This is a genomic window from Bradyrhizobium sp. 604_D8_N2_3 (assembly GCF_051810765.1).
Lineage (GTDB): Bacteria > Pseudomonadota > Alphaproteobacteria > Rhizobiales > Xanthobacteraceae > Bradyrhizobium > Bradyrhizobium barranii.
The window spans coordinates 4,376,997-4,395,707 of sequence record NZ_JBPWPM010000001.1 but is presented as its reverse complement, the minus strand read 5'-3'; the positions used below and the strand labels follow the sequence as shown (position 1 = coordinate 4,395,707).

17 protein-coding genes are annotated in these 18,711 nt (G+C 64.7%); 9 read left to right on the top strand and 8 right to left on the bottom strand.

Going from position 1 to position 18,711, the window contains the following annotated elements; translation table 11 throughout:
* Positions 1-28 precede the first annotated feature (28 nt).
* Positions 29-754 (bottom strand): pyridoxamine 5'-phosphate oxidase family protein, encoded by a 726-nt coding sequence (locus AB7245_RS20730; protein ID WP_439034804.1) that lies wholly within the window; start codon positions 752-754, stop codon positions 29-31.
* A 75-nt stretch (positions 755-829) separates the two neighbouring features.
* Here AB7245_RS20730 and AB7245_RS20725 point away from each other — a divergent pair, with 75 nt between their 5' ends.
* On the top strand, positions 830-2,302 hold the full coding sequence (locus AB7245_RS20725) for a PLP-dependent aminotransferase family protein (protein ID WP_439034803.1): 1,473 nt from the start codon (positions 830-832) through the stop codon (positions 2,300-2,302).
* 67 nt (positions 2,303-2,369) lie between these two features.
* Positions 2,370-2,615, top strand: a complete 246-nt coding sequence (locus AB7245_RS20720; RefSeq protein WP_071914551.1) for a DUF6719 family protein — start codon at positions 2,370-2,372, stop codon at positions 2,613-2,615.
* 3 nt (positions 2,616-2,618) lie between these two features.
* On the opposite strand, the gene AB7245_RS20715 is transcribed toward AB7245_RS20720, so the two are convergent.
* Together AB7245_RS20715 and AB7245_RS20710 are read right to left on the bottom strand one after the other, a co-directional pair.
* Positions 2,619-2,984: a hypothetical protein gene (locus AB7245_RS20715; RefSeq protein WP_063983641.1), complete on the bottom strand. Its 366-nt coding sequence runs from the start codon at positions 2,982-2,984 to the stop codon at positions 2,619-2,621.
* A 59-nt stretch (positions 2,985-3,043) separates the two neighbouring features.
* Positions 3,044-3,208, bottom strand: coding sequence for a hypothetical protein (locus AB7245_RS20710; protein ID WP_166096179.1), 165 nt, complete (start codon positions 3,206-3,208; stop codon positions 3,044-3,046).
* Between the two features lie 413 nt (positions 3,209-3,621).
* Between AB7245_RS20710 and AB7245_RS20705 the strand changes: the two genes are divergently transcribed.
* Positions 3,622-3,825, top strand: coding sequence for a hypothetical protein (locus tag AB7245_RS20705; RefSeq protein ID WP_439034802.1), 204 nt, complete (start codon positions 3,622-3,624; stop codon positions 3,823-3,825).
* 11 nt (positions 3,826-3,836) lie between these two features.
* Here the strand turns inward: AB7245_RS20705 and AB7245_RS20700 are convergent, their stop codons facing one another.
* Entirely contained in the window at positions 3,837-4,385 is a 549-nt protein-coding gene (locus AB7245_RS20700) for a CreA family protein (protein ID WP_028157500.1), read from the bottom strand.
* Between the two features lie 208 nt (positions 4,386-4,593).
* On the opposite strand from AB7245_RS20700, the gene AB7245_RS20695 reads away from it, so the two are divergent.
* The 4 genes from AB7245_RS20695 (at position 4,594) to AB7245_RS20680 (ending at position 8,628) form a co-directional block, all read left to right on the top strand.
* The gene (locus tag AB7245_RS20695; RefSeq protein WP_439034801.1) at positions 4,594-6,213 is read left to right on the top strand and encodes a L,D-transpeptidase; all 1,620 of its coding nucleotides are present in this window, start codon (positions 4,594-4,596) and stop codon (positions 6,211-6,213) included.
* Positions 6,214-6,323: 110 nt separating this feature from the next.
* On the top strand, positions 6,324-6,890 hold the full coding sequence (locus tag AB7245_RS20690; RefSeq protein ID WP_439034800.1) for a glutathione peroxidase: 567 nt from the start codon (positions 6,324-6,326) through the stop codon (positions 6,888-6,890).
* Between the two features lie 165 nt (positions 6,891-7,055).
* On the top strand, positions 7,056-8,069 hold the full coding sequence (locus AB7245_RS20685) for a polysaccharide deacetylase family protein (protein ID WP_439034799.1): 1,014 nt from the start codon (positions 7,056-7,058) through the stop codon (positions 8,067-8,069).
* A gap of 7 nt (positions 8,070-8,076) precedes the next feature.
* Positions 8,077-8,628 carry a dihydrofolate reductase gene (locus AB7245_RS20680; protein WP_208086470.1) on the top strand — a complete coding sequence of 184 codons (552 nt, stop codon included), beginning with the start codon at positions 8,077-8,079 and terminating at the stop codon, positions 8,626-8,628.
* A 15-nt stretch (positions 8,629-8,643) separates the two neighbouring features.
* Here AB7245_RS20680 and AB7245_RS20675 read toward each other — a convergent pair whose 3' ends face one another.
* Entirely contained in the window at positions 8,644-9,957 is a 1,314-nt protein-coding gene (locus tag AB7245_RS20675) for an outer membrane protein (RefSeq protein WP_439034798.1), read from the bottom strand.
* Positions 9,958-10,264: 307 nt separating this feature from the next.
* Complete coding sequence (locus AB7245_RS20670; protein WP_208086468.1) at positions 10,265-10,717, bottom strand: DoxX family protein; 453 nt, start codon at positions 10,715-10,717, stop codon at positions 10,265-10,267.
* 212 nt (positions 10,718-10,929) lie between these two features.
* Here AB7245_RS20670 and AB7245_RS20665 point away from each other — a divergent pair, with 212 nt between their 5' ends.
* On the top strand, positions 10,930-11,889 hold the full coding sequence (locus AB7245_RS20665; RefSeq protein WP_085398127.1) for an IS5 family transposase: 960 nt from the start codon (positions 10,930-10,932) through the stop codon (positions 11,887-11,889).
* A gap of 308 nt (positions 11,890-12,197) precedes the next feature.
* Here AB7245_RS20665 and AB7245_RS20660 read toward each other — a convergent pair whose 3' ends face one another.
* A complete protein-coding gene (locus AB7245_RS20660) occupies positions 12,198-14,507 on the bottom strand; it encodes an NADP-dependent malic enzyme (protein ID WP_063983646.1) in 2,310 nt (769 codons plus the stop codon).
* Positions 14,508-14,753: 246 nt separating this feature from the next.
* Between AB7245_RS20660 and AB7245_RS20655 the strand changes: the two genes are divergently transcribed.
* Positions 14,754-16,724: a hypothetical protein gene (locus AB7245_RS20655; protein WP_439034797.1), complete on the top strand. Its 1,971-nt coding sequence runs from the start codon at positions 14,754-14,756 to the stop codon at positions 16,722-16,724.
* Positions 16,725-16,895: 171 nt separating this feature from the next.
* Here AB7245_RS20655 and aspS read toward each other — a convergent pair whose 3' ends face one another.
* Positions 16,896-18,668, bottom strand: a complete 1,773-nt coding sequence (gene aspS / locus AB7245_RS20650) for an aspartate--tRNA ligase (protein WP_439034796.1) — start codon at positions 18,666-18,668, stop codon at positions 16,896-16,898.
* Between the last annotated feature and the right edge of the window lie 43 nt (positions 18,669-18,711).

Sequence of the window (18,711 nt, the reverse complement as noted above, 5' to 3'; positions counted from 1 at the left end):
GTCAATGGTGCGCGCAAGCTAGCCGATTTCAGCCGTTCGGGTACTCCACAAAATAAGCATCCCGCAATGCATCTTCGAGCAGCCGGCCTTCCGAATAGCCATTCAGCGTCGCAGGCCGGGTTACACCGTCCAGCAGGCGCGAGCACGGCTCCGGCGCGCCCAAGACGGTGCGCACGGGGATGCGCTCGGCATAGATCGGCAATTCGTAGTCCTCATCGTCGTCAGCCACACCCTTGGCGCGGACTTTGGCCGAGGCCTCCTCGATCTCCATCGCGATGAAGGAGGTCGCCTTGATCTCCTGCGCGCTGCTCTGACGCAGGCTCGCGGTGCGGTCCGGGAAGAAGCGATCGACCATGGCGATGACCGCCCGCTCCTTCTCCTCGGGATCGGTGACGAGATAGGCAGTGCCGAACGCCATCACGGCGCGGTAGTCGGCGGAATGGTTGAAGCCGCAACGCGCCAGCACGAGGCTATCGAGATGGGCAACGGTGAGGCAGACGCGCTCGCCCCTGGTCTGGTTGCGCAGCATGCGGCTCGCGCTCGAGCCGTGCCAATAGAGTTTTGTCCCTTCGCGCCAGAAGAAGGTCGGCGTGCAATAGGGCTGGCCGTCGATGACATAGGAGACGTGGCAGAGCATCGAGGAATCCAGGATGCGGTGAACGGTGTCGTGATCGTAGAAGCCGCGGTCGTGACGGCGCTTGACCTGGTTGCGCGCTGACGTCGGATAGGAATTCTGGCTTTCGGTCTGGCTCACGGCCGCTCCTGTCGGGCTTGGAACAATTCCAGGAGAGTTGTAGCCGCGGATTTGGTCTGCGATAGTGCCAATTCCATGCGAAAAATTCCGACCAATTTAGTCCCCTCGCCGGCCAAGGCCGAACTGCCGCTCGACCTGACCGGCCCGCACATCACGGCGGGCGCGTCATCGGCGCACCGACTGTACCAGGCGTTGTGCGACATGATCGTCTCTGGCCTGGTCAAACCCGGCGAACCGTTGCCTCCGTCGCGGACGCTGGCGAAGCAGACCGGCTTCCGCCGCAACGCCGTCGTCACGGCCTATGAACGGCTGATCGCCGACGGCTTTGCCGACGCGACCGTTGGCTCCGGCACTTTCGTCGCCGCGCGCATTCCGGCGCCTGCGGCCGAGTCGAAGAAGCCGAAGGCCGTGGTCGAAGCACCGCGGCAGGGCGCATTCTCGCTCGGCTGTACCCATATCGACGAGCGCGCGTTGCAGCGCTTCCGTGCCTTCCTCGGACGGCGCATGCGCGCGTTCGGACCTGAGCATCTGCACTATGGCGATCCGCGCGGCAGCCGCGAGCTGCGCGCGGCGATCGCCGATCACCTGCTGTCGGCGCGTGGCCTGCGCTGCGACCCGGATCAGATCATGCTGACCTCGGGCACGCTGCATGCGCTGCGCATCGTGCTGAGCGCGATCCTGAAGCCCAACGACCAGGTCTGGTGCGAGGACCCGGGTTACCCCGCCGCGCGAAACACCATTTCGCATTGCGGTTATCGCGCCGTGCCCGTTCCCGTCGACGAGCACGGGATATTTGTCGCCAAGGGCCGCACCGCCGCTTCGTCCGCACGCGCGGCCTATGTGACGCCGTCCCACCAGTTTCCGCTGGGCGTGCAGATGTCGATGCCGCGACGGCTGGAGCTGCTGGATTGGGCGAGGCAGGCCGGCGCCTTCGTGCTGGAGGACGATTACGACAGCGAGTTCCGCTATGACGGCGCGCCGTTGATGTCGCTTGCCGGCATCGATCATCTCCAGCGCGTGATCTACATGGGCACGTTTGCCAAGACGCTGTTTCCGGGCCTGCGCATCGGCTATTGCGCGCTGCCCGAGCGCCTGATCGCGGACGTCACGGCCACGCGCGCTGCGCTCGACCGCTTTCCCGGCACGCTGATGGAGGGCGCTGTGGCCGACATGCTCAATTCCGGCGCGTTCGCCGCCAACCTGAAGCGCGTGCGCAAGCTTTATCGCGAGGCGCGCGATGCGCTGGCTGAGACGCTGGAAGCAGCATCCGACGGCGCGCTGTCGGTGCCGGTACCGTCGCAAGGACTGCACCTCGTCGCCCGGTTCGATCCGTCGGTCGAGCTTACGGTCGCGGCGCAGGCGAAGCAGGCGGCAGGCGCGGAAGGCTGGCTACTGGCCGACACCTATTCGCGCGCGCGTCCCCTGCCCGGGTTCGTGCTGGGATTTTCCGGCCACGCGGTTCCGCAACTCGTGGCCTCCGCCGAACGGCTCGCGCTGGAGTCGCGTGGCGCCTTGCGCGCGAGGAGCAAATCGGCCCGGCGGGCGTGACGAACGTTCACTATGAGAATCGCCTGCCGCTCCCTACATTGCGGCATCGATGCCGGGACCTCACATCATGCTGCTGCGCCGCGCGACCTGCCTCTCGCTGCTGATCTCGGTCGCCCTCGCGACGGCGGCGCATGCCGTCACTGTCGGACGTGAACAGGACATCACCGATCTCAAGCTCGGCCAGCGCGTGCAAGTGGATGACGGAACCTGCCCCGCCGGGCAGGTCAAGGAAGTGCGCGGTGCGAGAATGACCGACAAGGGCGTGGCGCGGACCATCGCCTGCGTTCCGCGCTTCGGTCCGAAATCGAAGTGATGGTTACGACTTCGCCGGGTCGAACATGCACTGCAAGGTCGGTTTGGCGATCTTGGTGAAGGTCGAGCCGATCTCGCCCTGCTTGGACGCGGGCACCCAATCAGTCTCGATCGTTGGCACGCCGGTCTCGCTGATGCCGCGCAACAGCGCCTCGCGCAGATCGCGGTCCTCGACGGCAGCAACGGCGTGATCATGCAGACAGCCGCAGACCTCCTCGGGATGCTCCCAGCGCCCGAGCATCCGCGGCGCACACTGACGCATGAACTCGCTGCGGGGATCCGGTAGCCTCGAAGGAGCGCGAACCTGCGCGTGGGCAGCGCTGATCGTCAGAAGCGAAACGAACGCTGCGGCGCAGAATCGGACAATCATGATGGCCTTTATCGGCTGGTTTTTCTTGTGATTTTTCTTTTGATTTTCTTGGCTGTCGATCAGAAACGCGCAGCGACCACGATCGGCTGCGGCGCCGTGGTGGTGACCGGCGAGCCGCTGTACTGGAAGGTGCCGACACCCGGGAGATTGCCGTCCGGCGCCCCCGCGAACGAAGAGCCGGCGAGCACGAAAGCGAAGGCAAGGATGAAGCTGAGCGTGCGCATGATCTCGTGTCCCAATTCCTTGGCCGGCGGTGCGTCGTCGTTGTGAAGCTGATAACCATGCGTCGTTTCGCGCGTGATGCGCCAAAACCGGAAAATGGTTTCGTCTTTGTGAGAATTGTTTCGTCACGCGCCAGGCGACGAAACATTCAGCGGAAAATCCCAGTCTTTTCAAATGGGTCGCGCCGCGCCTGAAAGTGGCCTTGCAGGCTCTGTCCGTGCTTGGAAGCAGACCCACACTGCGCGCCGTCACACGCACGCCTTCCGCACTTCACATGCATTTTACGTTTTTCTGCTGAAGAGAAGCCCGAACGGGGGCTGGGTTCCGTCGAACCGGGCGCGATTCGACTGCGACCCAAGCCATCGAAACCGAGAAGCCCGGAACCACCGGGCGCGTTCAGTTGAGGGATGCCATCATGACGGCGCAAGATCGCGCAACGCCGCGCGACGCGGACCTGCGGACGGACCGCGCCGACCGGCAATCCAGCCGCGTCGCTTCAATCGGGGCAATGTCGCTGCAGTCGGACCGCGGCCACGAGGCCGCACCACAAGCTTTCGTGCGGCTGACCGGCTCGCATCTCGCAAAGCCGCGCGCCAGCCGCACTCTCGTCACTGAGTGAACGCACGCGCGTCACTGAGTGAAGAACTCGCCGCACTTCTGGACGTTTGCGTCAGCCGGTCCCCACGGCATGACCGGTACCGTCGAGGTCGAGTTCTTCGGCGAGCCCTCGATCAGCCGGTCCGAATAGACCATGTAGACCAGCACATTGCGTTTGGCGTCACAGCCGCGCACGATCTGCATCTTCTTGAAGAACAGCGAGCGGCGCTGGCGGAACATGTCGTCGCCCTGCTCCATCTTGTTCTTGAACTTGATCGGACCGACCTGGCGGCAGGCCAGCGAGATATCCGAGACCTCCTCGGCAAGGCCGAGCCAGCCCTTGAAGCCGCCCTTCTCCGGCACCGTGAAATGACAGGCCACGCCCTCGACCTCGGGGTCGTCGAGGCCGTAGGTCGCGAGCTTGTCATTCGGGCTCATCCATTTGAATACCGTCGAGCGGCGGAAGATCAGATCCGGCTCGTCGGCGGCGATTGCAGAACTCGCTGGGACAGCGAGCAACAGGAGGAATAAAGCAAGGCCTTTCAAGCGGATGCCGGAAAGACCGGGGAAACGAGATGACATGAAGTTCTCCGGTAACAAGTCCCGGCAATGTAGGCATGCGACAGCCGGTCAGGAAGACGACCGGCAGCCGTCGCGGCCGCCGTTTACCGCTCCGTGAGGCTTTTTTGCTACGTCATGGACAAAATTCGCTGACGGCAGAACTGCCGTGCTAGTGAACGCGTATCCCCTCTGCGAGACTAATTTCTGAGTTGGATTGTGGATTCGAGGAATGAATAGCGTGAACGGGGCCAGTTTTTCTGCCAGGCCGGCCCGGCTGTGGCAGGTCGCCATTTTGACGGCGGCGGGTGCGATTGGCTTGACCAGCCAGGCGGACGCGGCGTTCTACTACTGGAGCGACTACTCCGACGGGTCCTACGCCGCCCGGCAGGAGCGCTATCCCGACATTCCCCGGCAGAAGCCACAGAAGCGCAGTACGGCTGGCAAGAAGGCGGTCGTCGCCGAGAAGGAAGCCGGCACCAAGCCGCAAGGTCCGCTCGTGATCGTCGTGTCGATCGATCGGCAGAAGGTGACGGTCTTCGACACCAACGGCGTGTTCGCAGAATCCCCGGTGTCGACAGGCATGAAGGGCCACTCGACGCCGATGGGCGTGTTCAGCGTGATCCAGAAGCACAAATTCCACCAGTCCAACATCTATAGCGGCGCGCCGATGCCGTACATGCAGCGGATCACCTGGTCCGGCATCGCCATGCATGCCGGCGTGCTGCCGGGCTATCCGGCCTCGCACGGTTGCATCCGCATGCCGATGGCGTTCGCGGTGAAGATGTGGAACTGGACCAGGATGGGCGCGCGCGTGATCGTCTCGCCCAGCCAGATGTCGCCGCAAAATTTCTCGCATCCCCTGCTCGCCTCGGTGCGCGTGCCGCCGCAGCCCGCCGTCAGCCTGGAGCCGCAAACCAATGTCGGCGACAAGGCCGACAAGGGCGCCGCACCAACCAAAGTCAGCGAAGCAAAGCCCGTCGAGACGAAGACCGCCAGCGCGGAGAGCGCGCTCGAGCTGCGTTCGTCGGTCGGCCATACCGTGATGTCGGATGTGACCACCGGCAATGCACCGGCGCGCGCGGAAGCAGCCGCACCAGCCGACAAGGTTGAGGCCAAGTCTGAAAAGACCGCCGACGCATCTGACCCGGTCAAGCCGCAGTCGGAAGAAGCAGCCAAGCCCGCAAGCGCCGACGCAAAGCCCGTTGAGGCCGCAGAAGCGCCCAAGACTGCAGAAGCGCCCAAGGCTGAAGCCGCCGAGCCCGCGAAGAAACCCGATGCGCCCGCTGCCGCACCGCCGCTCGCCGCCTCGCCCGACGCCAAGAAGGACGAGACCCGCGTCGCCGATCCTGCGCCTGCCGCGAAGCCGGAGACGCCCAAACGGGCCGGCCAGATCGCGGTGTTCATCAGCCGCAAGGATTCCAAGCTCTACGTGCGGCAGAATTTTGCGCCGCTGTTCGAGGTTCCCGTCACGATCGCTGCGAGCGACCGGCCGCTCGGCACCCACGTCTTCACCGCCGAGGTCGACAAGACCAACACCAACGCGTTGCGTTGGTCGGTGGTATCGCTGCCGGTCTCCGTCCGCGCCGCCGCGCGCGAAGATGACAGCCGCGTGACACTCCGCCAGCGTGGCGCCGCCGTGATCCCCGTCGCCGCCAAGCCCGTTACAGCCAAGCCCGTGGTCACGCCGGACAGCCCGGCCGAGGCACTCGACCGTATCTCGATCCCGGCCGACACCATGGCAAAGATCAACGAGATGCTGACATCGGGCGGCTCGATCATCGTCTCCGACCAGGGCATCAACCAGGGCGAGACCGGCGAAGGCACCGACTTCATCGTCCGCCTGTACTAGAGCGCTTTCGAGCGAAGTGGCGCCTTGCCGCGTCCGATAACGCGGTGTTGACCAGGCGCGTCGCGCCGACGCAGTAAGGTGCGTCCCGGATCACGTCGGGGGACGTTGCCATGCTGAACCGCAGGACCATGCTCGCCGCGCTTGTCGCGACGACCGCGTCTGCTGGACGCAGCCGTGCCGATAGCGGCATGAGCCGGATCTCGGCCTATGCCTTCTCTTTCCCTGCATTATCAGGCGACGACATCCGCCTTGCCGCGTTCACGGGCAAGCCGCTGCTGGTGGTCAACACCGCTTCGCTCTGCGGCTACACTCCGCAATACGCGGGCCTGCAAGAGCTCTGGAGCGAGTTTCGCGAGCGCGGGCTCACCGTGATCGGCGTGCCCTCCAACGATTTCGGTGGCCAGGAGCCCGGCGGCACCAGCGAGATCACGGAGACCGCGCACCACCAATACGGCGTTACCTTCCCGATCGCGGCCAAGGCGGTGGTGGTCGGCGCCAAGGCGCATCCGTTCTACAAATGGGCGGCCGAGGCGCGCCCCCGCGATGTTCCGCGCTGGAACTTCCACAAATACCTGATCGGGCGCGACGGCTACATTGCCGAGGTGTATCCGTCTGCGGTCGATCCGACGGACACACGGGTCAAGACGGCGATTGCGAAGGCGCTGGCCGACAGCTGACACCCGCAGCCCGCATCCGGTTGGGCACAATTGTGGCGGGGTGCCAAACAGCCGTTGCAATGACGAGGGCCCACCATCTAGGCTAGGACTATCAAGGGGCAGGATGGTTTTGCCAAAGGCGAAAAGCTGCGGCGGAACAACGGGATCAATCTCGAGGACAACACCATGCGTGTGGCGGCAGGACTGATTTTGGCAAGCGCGATGTCGGTTGCGATGGCAGGCGCAGCGTGGTCGCAGACCCCGGCCGCAAAGCCCGCAGCCGCCACCCAGGCGGCACCGGCTGCACCCCCCGCCGCGGCATCGGCGCCCGCTCCCGCGGCGGCAGCCGCTGCGCCGACGCAAGCGGCCTTCCCGCCCCCGCCGAAACAGGCGCCCCAGCCCGCCCGCGCGGCCTGCAACACGCCCGGCGCGCTCGGGGTCGCCCGCACGGTCGAGATCGACACCACGGGTGGTCCGGGCTTCGGCTTCGAGCATTTCAAGGAGCTCGACTTCCTGCGCGACAAGGAGGTCGTGCTGACCTTCGACGACGGCCCCTGGCCGAAGAACACGCCCGCGGTGTTGAAGGCTCTCGCCGACGAATGCACCACCGGCATCTTCTTCTCGATCGGCAAGCACGCGACCTATGAGCCGGAGATCCTGAAGCAGGTCTATGCGGCCGGCCACACCGTCGGCGCCCACACCTGGTCGCACGCCAACCTCAACAACAAGAAGCTCACGGAAGCGCAGCGCAAGGAAGAGATCGAGAAGGGATTCTCGGCGGTGAAGTGGGCGCTCGGCGGCATCTCGCCCTCGCCGTTCTTCCGCTTCCCGGCGCTCCAGCACCCACCGGAGATGGTCACCTATCTCGGCAACCGCAACGTCGCGATCTTCTCCTGCGACATCGACTCCTTCGACTTCAAGGCCTCGAAGCCCGAGAAGGTGATCGAGACCGTCATGAAGAAGCTCGACACCAAGGGCAAGGGCATCATCCTGATGCACGACTTCCAGAAGCACACCGCCGAAGCCCTGCCCGAGTTGCTGAAGCGGCTGAAAGCCGGCGGCTACAAGGTCGTGGCGATGCGCGCCAAGTTCCCGGCCTCGACGCTGCCCGAATACGACCAGGAGCTGCTCAAGGACGTCAAGCTGCCGACGGTGAGCACGCGCCCGGTCAATTCCGTCGTGACGACGGTCTCGGAATAGACCGCAATTGTCTTTCCGGTTTGAAGGTTACGTCATCATATCGGCGGACGGCATGCTTGCCGATCCGTCGCACATCATGCCCTCAACGCTGGTGTTCGAAGGCGACAAGCGCTTTTTCGAGCAAGCGCTCGATCGAGCCGCGGTCGTCGTGCACGGCGGACACTCGCACGAGCAGCAGCCGAATTCGCCGAAGCGCAAGCGGCTGATCCTCACCCGCAAGATCAAGACGCTCACCGTCGACCCGGAGATGCCGAACGCGACGCTGTGGAATCCCGAGCATGCGAGCTTCGAGGAGGCCTGCGCTTTCGCCGATGTCGCCTCCGGCACGGTCGCAATCATCGGCGGCCCCGTCGTGTTCGACATGTTCATGGACCGCTACGACACGTTCTGGCTGTCGGAAGCCCCGCATGTGCGGCTGCCCGGCGGCGAAGGCTGCTTCGTCGGCGTGCCGGAGCGGACGCCGCATGAGGTGCTGGCGTCACACGGGATGAAGCCGGGGGCGCCGTATCTGCTCGACGCGGCGCATGATGTCACCGTCACGCCGTGGCGTCGAGTCTAGCACAGGCGATCTGCGCTACGGCGTCGGAAGGTGATAGGCCAGCACACCGCGCAGCGTGTGCACCGTGCCGCCCGCGCTCAGGCTGGTCATGAAATCAGACGCCAGATCGTCTCGCGCCCCGAGATGCGTGACGCGATATTCCGCGCGGGCGGAGATGCTGTCGGTGAAGAAGCGCTCGAAGCCGCCACCGAAGGTCGCGCCGTGATATTCCCGCGTCGGAGCGGTGCCGGGAAATCCGAGGAAATTGTACGAGATCAACTGCGCGGTCGTTCCGCTGTAGCCGCCGAGCAGGTAGACCAGCGTCTCCGGTGCCACGAGATAGCCGACGCGTCCACCGACGGTCCACCCCCACTTCACCGCCGCCAGATCCGACGAGATCGCAACACCTCCGCCCGATGCGTTGACCTTGGCGCCGCCATTGGTCCCGGCATCAATCAACCCGAATGCGCCGAGGACCCATCTCGGCGCGACCTGGCGATCGTAGCCGATCGTGAAAGTGCCACCGACATCGGCGCCGCCCAGACCGGATGCGTCGAAATCCAGCACACCGGCGAACGATCCCGCGACATGGGGCGTGATGACGTCGCCCCCGATACCCGCGCCGACGTAAACGCCCGTCCATGTCGGGTTCAGCGCGGGCGCCACTGAAGCGGTCGCAGGTCCGCCGAACTGGCCGAAGCGATAGGCCGCGCCGATCCTGACCACATGCTCGGACAGGTCCGTGGTCCAGACCGCGCCGAGCGGATCGACCGTCGTGTTGCGGCCGAGCGCGACGTAGCGGTATTCGCCGCGCAGTGACACGTTGCTCGCGAGGCGATATTCCGCGCCGGCGCCGACCGTGTAACCGTGCGACGTCAGCCCCGATTCCTGCACCGTGAACGAAGGCCCTCCCCCGAGGATCACGTAGTTCAAGTTCCAATTGTTGATGCGCATCTCGCTATAGCCGGCGAGGCCGTAGAGCAGGATATCGGGCGTCACCAGAAATCCCGCACGGCCGCCGATCGTCCAGCCCTGGTCCAGCGACGGCAGCGCAGCGTTCAGGCTCTGGCCAAAGAACGGGCTCGATGCACTGGCCGTCGTGCGCTGGCGCGACCAGTCGTAATCGACGAAACCGCCGACCACGAAACGCGGCGCAACCTGGACGTCAAATCCGGCGAAAACAGACAGCCCGAGATCGGCGCCCTGCAAGCCGTCGAGGCTGAACAAATCCGGGCCACCGCCGACCGGCGTCAGGTTCGACCGTCCGGTCGCGAAGTCGAAGCCCAGTCCGCCGCCGACGTAAAACTGGGTCCAGTTCGCCACGGGCGCCGCGAACGGCCGCGCCTTCACGGGCAAGTCTGCTGCACAGGCCGTGGTTACAGAAACGGCTACGACATACGCCGCCCCCAGAACGACAACAACGCATGCCGCCGCCTTGCGCTTCGATTGGACCAAGTCCGCCCCCAATCACCCAGTGCCGATTGCGCCTGTGCAACCGGAACCGTCTGTACTATTGGGCTAGGACGGATTCCGACAAGTGGAGAGACCGGTCGATCCGCAGCGGCCACGATTTTGTGGAACCGCTGTGATCTCAAAACCATAATCTGTGAATGATGGTTCATGCACTCGTCGCAAACGGACGAGCCATCAACTCGCTTTACACGTCCCCATAGGCCGTCTCGGCCGAGCGCGTAGCGCGGCCATAGCCCATGATCATGAACAGCGCACCGATGATCGAGAGATTCTTCAGCGCATCGACCACCATCCTGGCGTTGTCGGGCGCGGCCTGATTCCAGAAATCGGAGAACAGGACGGTCGAGCCCGCGATGTAGATGATCATGAGCAATGCGAAAAAGCGCGCGCCGAAGTTCAGCGCAATCATCAGGCCTGCAATGATCTCGAGCCCACCGCCCGCGATCGCCAGCAGTTGCGGCGTGGTCATGGCGGTCGCCGTCTCGATCTGCTTGGTGTAGGACTCGATGACCTCAGGCACCACCACCTTGGTGGCGATGAAATCGGCCGTCGCCTGGAGGGGAAAGAACTTGGTCGCGCCCGTGTAGATGAACAGCACGGCGAACAGGATTCGCCCGAAAGTCACGAACGCTGGCATGATCGGCCTCTTGGCTCAGGCTTTTTGAAAAAGGCGTCTTGACGAGAGTACCGGGCGATTATGAAGAGTCGTGCGCCGGTTTACAAACGGGGAAATGGCGAACTGCGAGCAATTCAAAGTTGGCGGCACGGGCGGTGCACCTTCTCCCCTTGTGGGCCTGTTGCGTAATTCGTCAATTGTGATTCCCTAGGGCAAAGCCTTGGAGGGTAGCGATGGCGGTCAAGCGGACGGGACAGCCGAGCTTTGTGGAAGCGCTGATGCCGAAGGGAGCCGGCGCCAATGCGGCGCTGGATCGGCTGGCTGGCCTGGTCAAGTGGTACCGGTTCGAGAAGCTGATCGGCCATTTGCGGGATGAAGGGGGGCCCGGTCGACCAGGCTATCCGGTGCTGGTGCTGTTTCGTGCTGTGCTGTTGCAGTCGCTGTATGGTCTTTCGGAGCGCGAACTCGAGGAAGCGCTGGGCGACCGGTTGTCGTTCAAGCGCTTCGTCGGTTTGAGCCTTGAGGATGCGACGCCCGACCACACGGTCCTGAACCGCTTCCGGAACCAGCTCGTTGAACAAGGCCTGCTGGAGAAGCTGTTTGGCGAACTGGATCGTCAGCTTGAGAATGCCGGCGTGATCCTCAAGCGCGGCACGATGCTGGATGCGACCTTGATCCAGGCAGTCTCGGCTCCGCCCAAGGAGGATCGCCCCTCAAACGATCCTGATGCCCGGTTTGCCAAACGGCAGGGCAAAAGCGGCTCGACCTTCGGCTACAAGGCCCATGTCGGTGTCGACGAAGGATCCGGCTTGATCCGCGCGGTGTTGACCACACCCGCTAACGTCAACGATACGACACCGGCGGACGCTTTGATCCGCGGCGATGAAGCCGTGGTCTGGGCCGATGCGGCTTACGACACCCATGCCCGACGGGCCCGGCTGAAGGCGGAAGGCAAGAAGCCCCGCATCGCTCGTCGGCCCAACAGACATCACCCGGAACTGCCGCCCAGGCTCAAACGCTACAACCTCCTCATCGCGCGTCGACGAGCCCAGGTCGAGACCACCTTCGCTACTCTCAAACGCCGCATGCGGCTGACCTGCATCCGCTACGTCGGTCTGATCAAGGCGACCGGGCAAGTCCTGCTCGCCTCGATCGCCTTCAACATGAGGCGGTGGGCCACGATCGCCGCGTGAGCTGCCCGCTCAGGGCGACAACTACAGATCTTGCCAGGCAATTGCCGGGACCAGGGCACTCGCTCCTGACGTCTTCAGCCTCAAGAGCCGATAACGCAACAGGCCCCTTGTGGGAGAAGGTGGCATAGGCGGCCTGCGGCCGCCGTTCTTAAGAACGCCGAAGCGAAGCTTCGGCTATGGCGCCGGATGAGGGGTATCTCTCCGCGAGCTCAATAGCGGTGGGACTCGTGGATAGAGACCCCTCACCCGTCTCGCCGCTAACGCCGCGATCCACCCTCTCCCACAGGGGGAGAGGGTAAGACGGCATCTTACGTAAACAACGTCGGCTGCTGCCGTGCAGCGCGCTCCTGCGCTTCCACGACCGCAACGGCCGTCATGTTGAGGATGCCGCGCGCGGTCACCGAGGGCGTGAGGATATGGGCGGGGCGTGCCGGGCCGATCAGGATCGGGCCGACAGGGAGCGCATCCGCCAGCGACTTGATCATCTGATAGGCGACGTTGGCGGTGTCGAGGCTCGGCATGATCATGATGTTGGCCTCGCCCTCGAGCTTGGAGTGCGGCAGCACCATTTTCCGCGCAGCAGCTGAAAGTGCCGTGTCGCCCTGCATCTCGCCGTCGGCCTCGATCTCCGGATGCTTCTCCTTCAACAGCTGGGTCGCCCGGCGCATCTTGCGCGAGGACTCGGTGTCGTAGCTGCCGAAATCCGAGTGCGAGACGAAGGCGATCTTCGGCTTGATGTTGAAGCGCTGGACGTGGACCGCCGCCAGCGAGGCGATCTCGGCGAGCTCCTCGGCGCTCGGATTGGGCCGAACCTGCGTGTCGGCGATGAAGAAGGCGCCCTTGCTGGTGATCAGCAGCGCCAGTGCCGCATAGTCGATGATCCCCGCGGAGAAGCCGATGATCTCGCGGACATGGCGGAGGTGGTGCATGTAGCGGCCTTCGACGCCGCAAAGCATGGCATCCGCCTCCCCGCGCATGACCGCGAGCGCGGCGATCACCGTGTTGTTGGTGCGCACCACCGTGCGCGCCGCATCCGGCGTCACGCCGCGGCGGCCGGCGACCTCGACATAGGATTGCACATAGGAGCGATAGCGCGGATCGTCCTCGGGATTGACGAGGTCGAAATCCTTGCCTGCCTTGATCGACAGGCCGAAGCGCTTGATGCGCGCCTCGACGACCGACGGACGCCCGACCAGGATCGGCGTCGCCAGCTTCTCCTCCAGCACCACTTGCGTGGCACGCAGCACGCGCTCGTCCTCGCCTTCGGCGTAGATCACGCGCACCGGCTGGGTCTTGGCCTTGGCGAACATCGGCTTCATGACGAGGCCGGAGCGGAAGGCGAAGCGCTCGAGCAGCGCGGTGTATTCGTCAAAGTTGGTGATGGGGCGCGTCGCGACGCCCGACTCCATCGCCGCCTTGGCGACGGCGGGCGCGATGCGCAGAATCAACCTGGGATCAAAGGGGCTCGGGATCAGCGAGCCCGGGCCGAAGCCCTGCGTTTCGCCGGTGTCAAAGCCCTGCGCGACCGCATCCGACGGCGCCTCGCGCGCGAGCTGCGCGATGGCCTCGACGGCGGCGTGCTTCATCTCCTCGTTGATGGCGCTGGCGCCGACGTCGAGCGCGCCGCGGAAGATGAAGGGGAAGCACAGGACGTTGTTGACCTGGTTCGGATAGTCGGAGCGGCCGGTGCAGATCATGGCGTCGGGGCGCACCTTCCGCGCCTCCTCCGGCATGATCTCCGGGGTCGGATTGGCCAGCGCCATGATCAGCGGCTTGTCGCCCATCGCCTTGGCCATCTCCGGCTTGAGCACGCCGGGTGCCGACAGCCCGATGAAGATGTCGGCGCCGCCGATGACGTCGCCCAGCGTGCGCTTGTCGGTCTTCTGCGCGTAGACCGCCTTCCAGCGGTCCATCGTGGTGTTGCGGCCCTCATGCACGAGGCCGTCGATGTCGCAGACCCAGATGTTCTTGCGCTGCGCGCCCATCGATACCAGAAGGTTGAGCGTCGCGATCGCGGCGGCCCCCGCCCCCGACGCCACGATCTTGACGTCGGACAGCTTCTTGCCGTTCAGCCTGAGACCATTGGTGATGGCGGCGGCGACGATGATGGCGGTGCCGTGCTGGTCGTCATGGAAGACCGGGATCTTCATGCGCTCCTTCAGCTGCGCCTCGATCTCGAAGCATTCCGGTCCGCGGATGTCCTCGAGATTGATGCCGCCGAAGGTCGGCTCGAGCGCCGCCACGGTCTCGACCACGCGCTCGATGGTGTCGGCGGCGATCTCGATGTCGAACACGTCAATGCCGGCGAATTTCTTGAACAGGACGGCCTTGCCCTCCATCACCGGCTTGGAGGCCAGCGGGCCGATATTGCCGAGGCCGAGCACCGCGGTGCCGTTCGAGACCACCGCGACCAGATTGGCTCGGGTGGTGAGCGTGGCGGCTTCCGCCGGGTTCTTGGCGATCTCGGTGCAGGCGGCGGCAACGCCCGGAGAATAGGCAAGCGCGAGGTCGCGCTGGTTGGCCAGCGGCTTGCTCGCCTGGATCTCAAGCTTTCCGGGGCGCGGCAGACGGTGATAGGCCAGCGCCGCCTGGTGGAGATCATCAGAATAAGACGACATGCGGTGTCTCGCCTCGCGTTACCGGCTTCAAAATGCCTCATCCGGAGCCGCCGCCCAAGCGGACGGTATTTCCGGGTCATGGAAACGGGATGAAGCACGGCGGGCGCCCCGGTGGCAACATCCGATTACGGCCCCATCAACAGGGCGCATGGTCAAATACCTGATAGCGCTAGCTTTCCCTAGACCGCGCGGGATTTCCCGAATATGGCAGGTTGCGCAGTGCAAAACGGGCAACTGGAGCTGGGAATGAAGCGGATCCTGATCGGCCTGATCGTGGCAGCCGTGCTTGCCGCGGGCGGATGGTTCGGCTTCAACCTCTATGTCCAGCACCGCGCGACCAGCGAGGTCGAGGCGGCGTTCGAGCAGATGCGCCAACAGGGCGGCAAGGCGAGCCACGGCAAGATCACGTTCGAGCTCGCGACCTGGACGCTGACGATCGAGGATATCGCGGTCACTCCCGGCAACCTGCCGCAGGCGCAGATCAAGATCGCCGGCATCAAAGGGACGGGCGTTCGCCTGGTCGACGATATCAGGTTTTCGGCCGACAGCATCGACATCACCGGTGTTGAGGTCGCACTGGACCAGGCTCCCCCGGCAAAACTGAAAGTCTCCTACAAGATCCCGCAATTGACGATGCGCGACTACGCCGGTCCCGTTCACGCCGCGGCTGCGCCAGCGGACAACTCCCTGATCGAGATGTACCGCTATGCGCTCAGCCAGTACACGGGCGTCACGGCCTCGTCGCTTACGGCCCCGACACTGACGATGAGCTTCGATTCCGGCAACGCTGCCGCCGGCAGCGGCGAGTTCACCTATACCGGGCTGGCGATCCAAAACCTCAAGCACGGCAAGATCGATGCGATGAAGGCCGACCGCGCCGTCATCTCGGTCGAGGTGAAGCAGCCAGGCAAGCCGGACAAGCTGACAGGCGAGCTGTCGAACATCATCGTCAACGATTTCGACGCGACCGCGATCCTCGCTACGCTCGATCCGCAGGCGGCGGGTGACGACAGCTACCGCCGGATCTACCGGCAGGTCTCGGTCGGCCCCTATGCGCTCAAATCGGCACAGGGCATGCGCGTTGATATCGACAGCTTCACCATCGAGGACATCGCCGTGCAGCCGTCGAAATTCCGGCCGGCCGAGATTTTTGCCGGGCTGCCGGAGGACAAATCCGTCCCACTGGCGCCGGCGCAGGCGCGCGAGCTGCTGGAGAAGCTCGCCGGGGTCTACGAGGGTGTTCGCATCGGCAAGGCCGAGATGGGCAAGACGTCGATCGGGACGCCGCAGGGAACAGCCAAGATCAATGCGGTCAGGTACCGCGAGGGCGACTTCGCCGTCGAAGGCGTCGATACGCCGTCGCCGCAAGGGCAGTTCAAGATGGAGCGCTTCGCGCTGAAATCCTTCAGCATGGCAAATCTGATGCGCTGGGCAACCGGCCTCACCAATCCCGGCCAGGCGCCCTCGCCGGACCAGCTGCTGGGCCTGTTCCGGGTGCTCGAAGGTGCCGAGATCAAGGGCGTGGTCTCGCCTTACAAGAACACGCGGCAGCTCGTCACCATCGATACGATCAGCCTGAACTGGGGCCAGCTGGTCGGATCGATCCCGAGCAAGGCCAATCTGGTCGTGAAGATGGTCACGCCGACCGATCCCTCCAGTCCGGCGCAGCGGCCGCTGATCATGGCGGGCGTGGACAAGCTGGCGATCGACCTCGATCTCGGTGCCGCCTGGACCGAGTCGTCGGGCGCGTTTGCGCTTGCGCCCGCCACCATTGATCTCGGCAACCTTGCCAAAGCTCAGGCCCGCTTCGCGCTCGCCAACGTGCCGCGCGGCCTGTTCACGACCGACCCGGCGCAGGCCATGGGCCAGGCGGCGCAGGTCGAGACCGGCGCGATCGAGCTCTCCCTGCGCGACAGCGGCGTCGTCGATCTGATCGTGGCGCAGTTCTCGCGCATGCAGAATGTCAGCCGCGACGCCGCCCGCAGCGCCATCGCCGAGATGATCCGCGCGCAGGGCGAGAAGGTCACGGCCGCCAATCTCGATGCCAAAGCGGCGGTCGATGCACTCGCCGGCTTCGTCGAGACCTCAGGTCAGACGCTGACGATCAAGCTGACCCCGCTCGGCAAGGTGCCGGTGCTTCAGCTCATGGACGCACTGAACAGCGAGCCGATCGTCGCGCTGGCGCAGTTCAGGATCGAGGCGTCGACGGGGCTGTAGGCGACGGCGGTGGTCTTGTGTTCCGGACGCGCTGCAGCGTTCTTACGCTGCTGCGCAGAGCCGGGACCCAGAAGCGCCGCTGCTCGCCGAGACGTGGGCCCCGGCTCCGCAGCGCACCGCCGAAGTCGCGCTGCGCTGCGTCCGGGGTACGGGACCGAAAACCGGCTCAGATCACTTCTGCGGCAGATTCACCCGCACATGCAGCTCGCGGAGCTGCTTGGTGCTGGGCTCCGACGGCGCGCCCATCAGCAGATCCATGGCCTGCTGGTTCATCGGGAAAAGCGAGATCTCGCGCAGATTATTGGTGCCGCACAGAAGCATCACGATGCGGTCGACGCCCGCGGCCATGCCGCCATGCGGCGGCGCGCCGTATTGGAAGGCGCGGTACATGCCGCCGAAGCGGTCGACCACTTCCTGCTCGCCGTAACCCGCGATCTCGAACGCCTTCACCATCGCTTCCGGCACGTGGTTGCGGATGCCGCCCGAGGCGATCTCGTAGCCGTTGCAGGTGATGTCGTACTGGAACGCCTTGATGGTCAGCGGGTCCTGGCCCTTCAACGCGTCGAGACCGCCCTGCGGCATCGAGAACGGGTTGTGCGAGAAGTCGACTTTCTTGTCGTCCTCGTTGTACTCGTACATCGGGAAGTCGACGATCCAGGCGAGCTCGAACCGCTCCTTGTCGGTGAGGTTCAATTCCTCGCCGACCTTGTTGCGGGCAAGACCTGAGAATTTCCAGAACTTGTCGGGGTCGCCGGCGACGAAGAAGGCGGCATCGCCTTCCTTGACGCCGATCTGCGCGCGGATCGCAGCCGTACGCTCTGGCCCAATGTTGTTCGCGAGCGGACCCGCGCCCTCGCCGCCCTCGCGCCACATGATGTAGCCGAGACCGGGTTGGCCTTCACCCTGCGCCCACGAGTTCATGCGGTCGCAGAACGCGCGGCTGCCACCGCCCGGCGCCGGGATCGCCCAGACCTGGTTCTTGGGGTCTTCGAGCATGCGCGCAAAGACCTTGAAGCCGGAGCCGCGGAAATGCTCGGAGACGTCCTGCATCTCGATCGGGTTGCGCAGGTCCGGCTTGTCGCTGCCGTATTTGCGTAGCGCTTCGGCGAACGGGATACGGCGCCAGTTCTTGCTCACCGGCTTGCCCTTGGCGAACTCCTCGAACACGCCGGTGATCACGGGCTCCATCGCCGCGAACACGTCCTCTTGCGTGACAAAGCTCATCTCGACGTCGAGCTGGTAGAACTCACCCGGCAGACGGTCGGCGCGCGGATCCTCGTCGCGGAAGCAGGGCGCGATCTGGAAGTAGCGGTCGAAGCCCGACATCATCAGCAGCTGCTTGTACTGCTGCGGCGCTTGCGGCAGCGCATAGAACTTGCCGGGATGGATGCGCGACGGCACCAGGAAGTCGCGCGCGCCTTCCGGCGAGGACGCAGTCAGGATCGGGGTGTTGAACTCGAAGAAGCCCTGCCCCTCCATGCGCCGACGCATCGACTTGATGATCTCGACGCGCGTCATGATGTTCTGGTGCAGCTTCTCGCGGCGCAAATCGAGGAAGCGGTACTTCAGGCGGATGTCTTCAGGATATTCCTGATCGCCGAACACCGGCAACGGCAGGTCACCGGCCGGTCCGAGCACCTCGATCTCGCTGACATAGATCTCGATCTTGCCGGTCGGCAGATCCTCATTGTCGGTCCCCTCGGGGCGGCGGCGGACCTTGCCGTCCATCTTGACCACGAATTCCGAGCGCAGCTTTTCGGCCAGCGCGAACGCCGGCGAGTCCGGATCGACCACGCACTGGGTCAGGCCGTAATGGTCGCGCAGGTCGATGAACAGCACGCCGCCATGGTCGCGAACGCGATGGACCCAGCCCGAGAGGCGAACTGTTTCGCCGATGTTGCTCTCGCGGAGCGCGCCGCATGTATGTGACCGGTAGCGATGCATGGTCGTCCCAAAATTAATGTCGGAGGGGTCGAATCGGACGGCC

What these genes read in the sequence shown, in the direction of transcription:
- AB7245_RS20655 (WP_439034797.1), top strand. Translation starts at nt 14,754, where the DNA reads ATGAAGCGGATCCTGATCGGCCTGATCGTGGCAGCCGTGCTTGCCGCG.
- AB7245_RS20685 (WP_439034799.1), top strand. Translation starts at nt 7,056, where the DNA reads ATGCGTGTGGCGGCAGGACTGATTTTGGCAAGCGCGATGTCGGTTGCG.
- AB7245_RS20670 (WP_208086468.1), bottom strand. Translation starts at nt 10,717, where the DNA reads ATGCCAGCGTTCGTGACTTTCGGGCGAATCCTGTTCGCCGTGCTGTTC.
- AB7245_RS20725 (WP_439034803.1), top strand. Translation starts at nt 830, where the DNA reads ATGCGAAAAATTCCGACCAATTTAGTCCCCTCGCCGGCCAAGGCCGAA.
- AB7245_RS20690 (WP_439034800.1), top strand. Translation starts at nt 6,324, where the DNA reads ATGCTGAACCGCAGGACCATGCTCGCCGCGCTTGTCGCGACGACCGCG.
- AB7245_RS20660 (WP_063983646.1), bottom strand. Translation starts at nt 14,507, where the DNA reads ATGTCGTCTTATTCTGATGATCTCCACCAGGCGGCGCTGGCCTATCAC.
- AB7245_RS20715 (WP_063983641.1), bottom strand. Translation starts at nt 2,984, where the DNA reads ATGATTGTCCGATTCTGCGCCGCAGCGTTCGTTTCGCTTCTGACGATC.
- AB7245_RS20665 (WP_085398127.1), top strand. Translation starts at nt 10,930, where the DNA reads ATGGCGGTCAAGCGGACGGGACAGCCGAGCTTTGTGGAAGCGCTGATG.
- AB7245_RS20710 (WP_166096179.1), bottom strand. Translation starts at nt 3,208, where the DNA reads ATGCGCACGCTCAGCTTCATCCTTGCCTTCGCTTTCGTGCTCGCCGGC.
- aspS (WP_439034796.1), bottom strand. Translation starts at nt 18,668, where the DNA reads ATGCATCGCTACCGGTCACATACATGCGGCGCGCTCCGCGAGAGCAAC.
- AB7245_RS20705 (WP_439034802.1), top strand. Translation starts at nt 3,622, where the DNA reads ATGACGGCGCAAGATCGCGCAACGCCGCGCGACGCGGACCTGCGGACG.
- AB7245_RS20700 (WP_028157500.1), bottom strand. Translation starts at nt 4,385, where the DNA reads ATGTCATCTCGTTTCCCCGGTCTTTCCGGCATCCGCTTGAAAGGCCTT.
- AB7245_RS20720 (WP_071914551.1), top strand. Translation starts at nt 2,370, where the DNA reads ATGCTGCTGCGCCGCGCGACCTGCCTCTCGCTGCTGATCTCGGTCGCC.
- AB7245_RS20695 (WP_439034801.1), top strand. Translation starts at nt 4,594, where the DNA reads ATGAATAGCGTGAACGGGGCCAGTTTTTCTGCCAGGCCGGCCCGGCTG.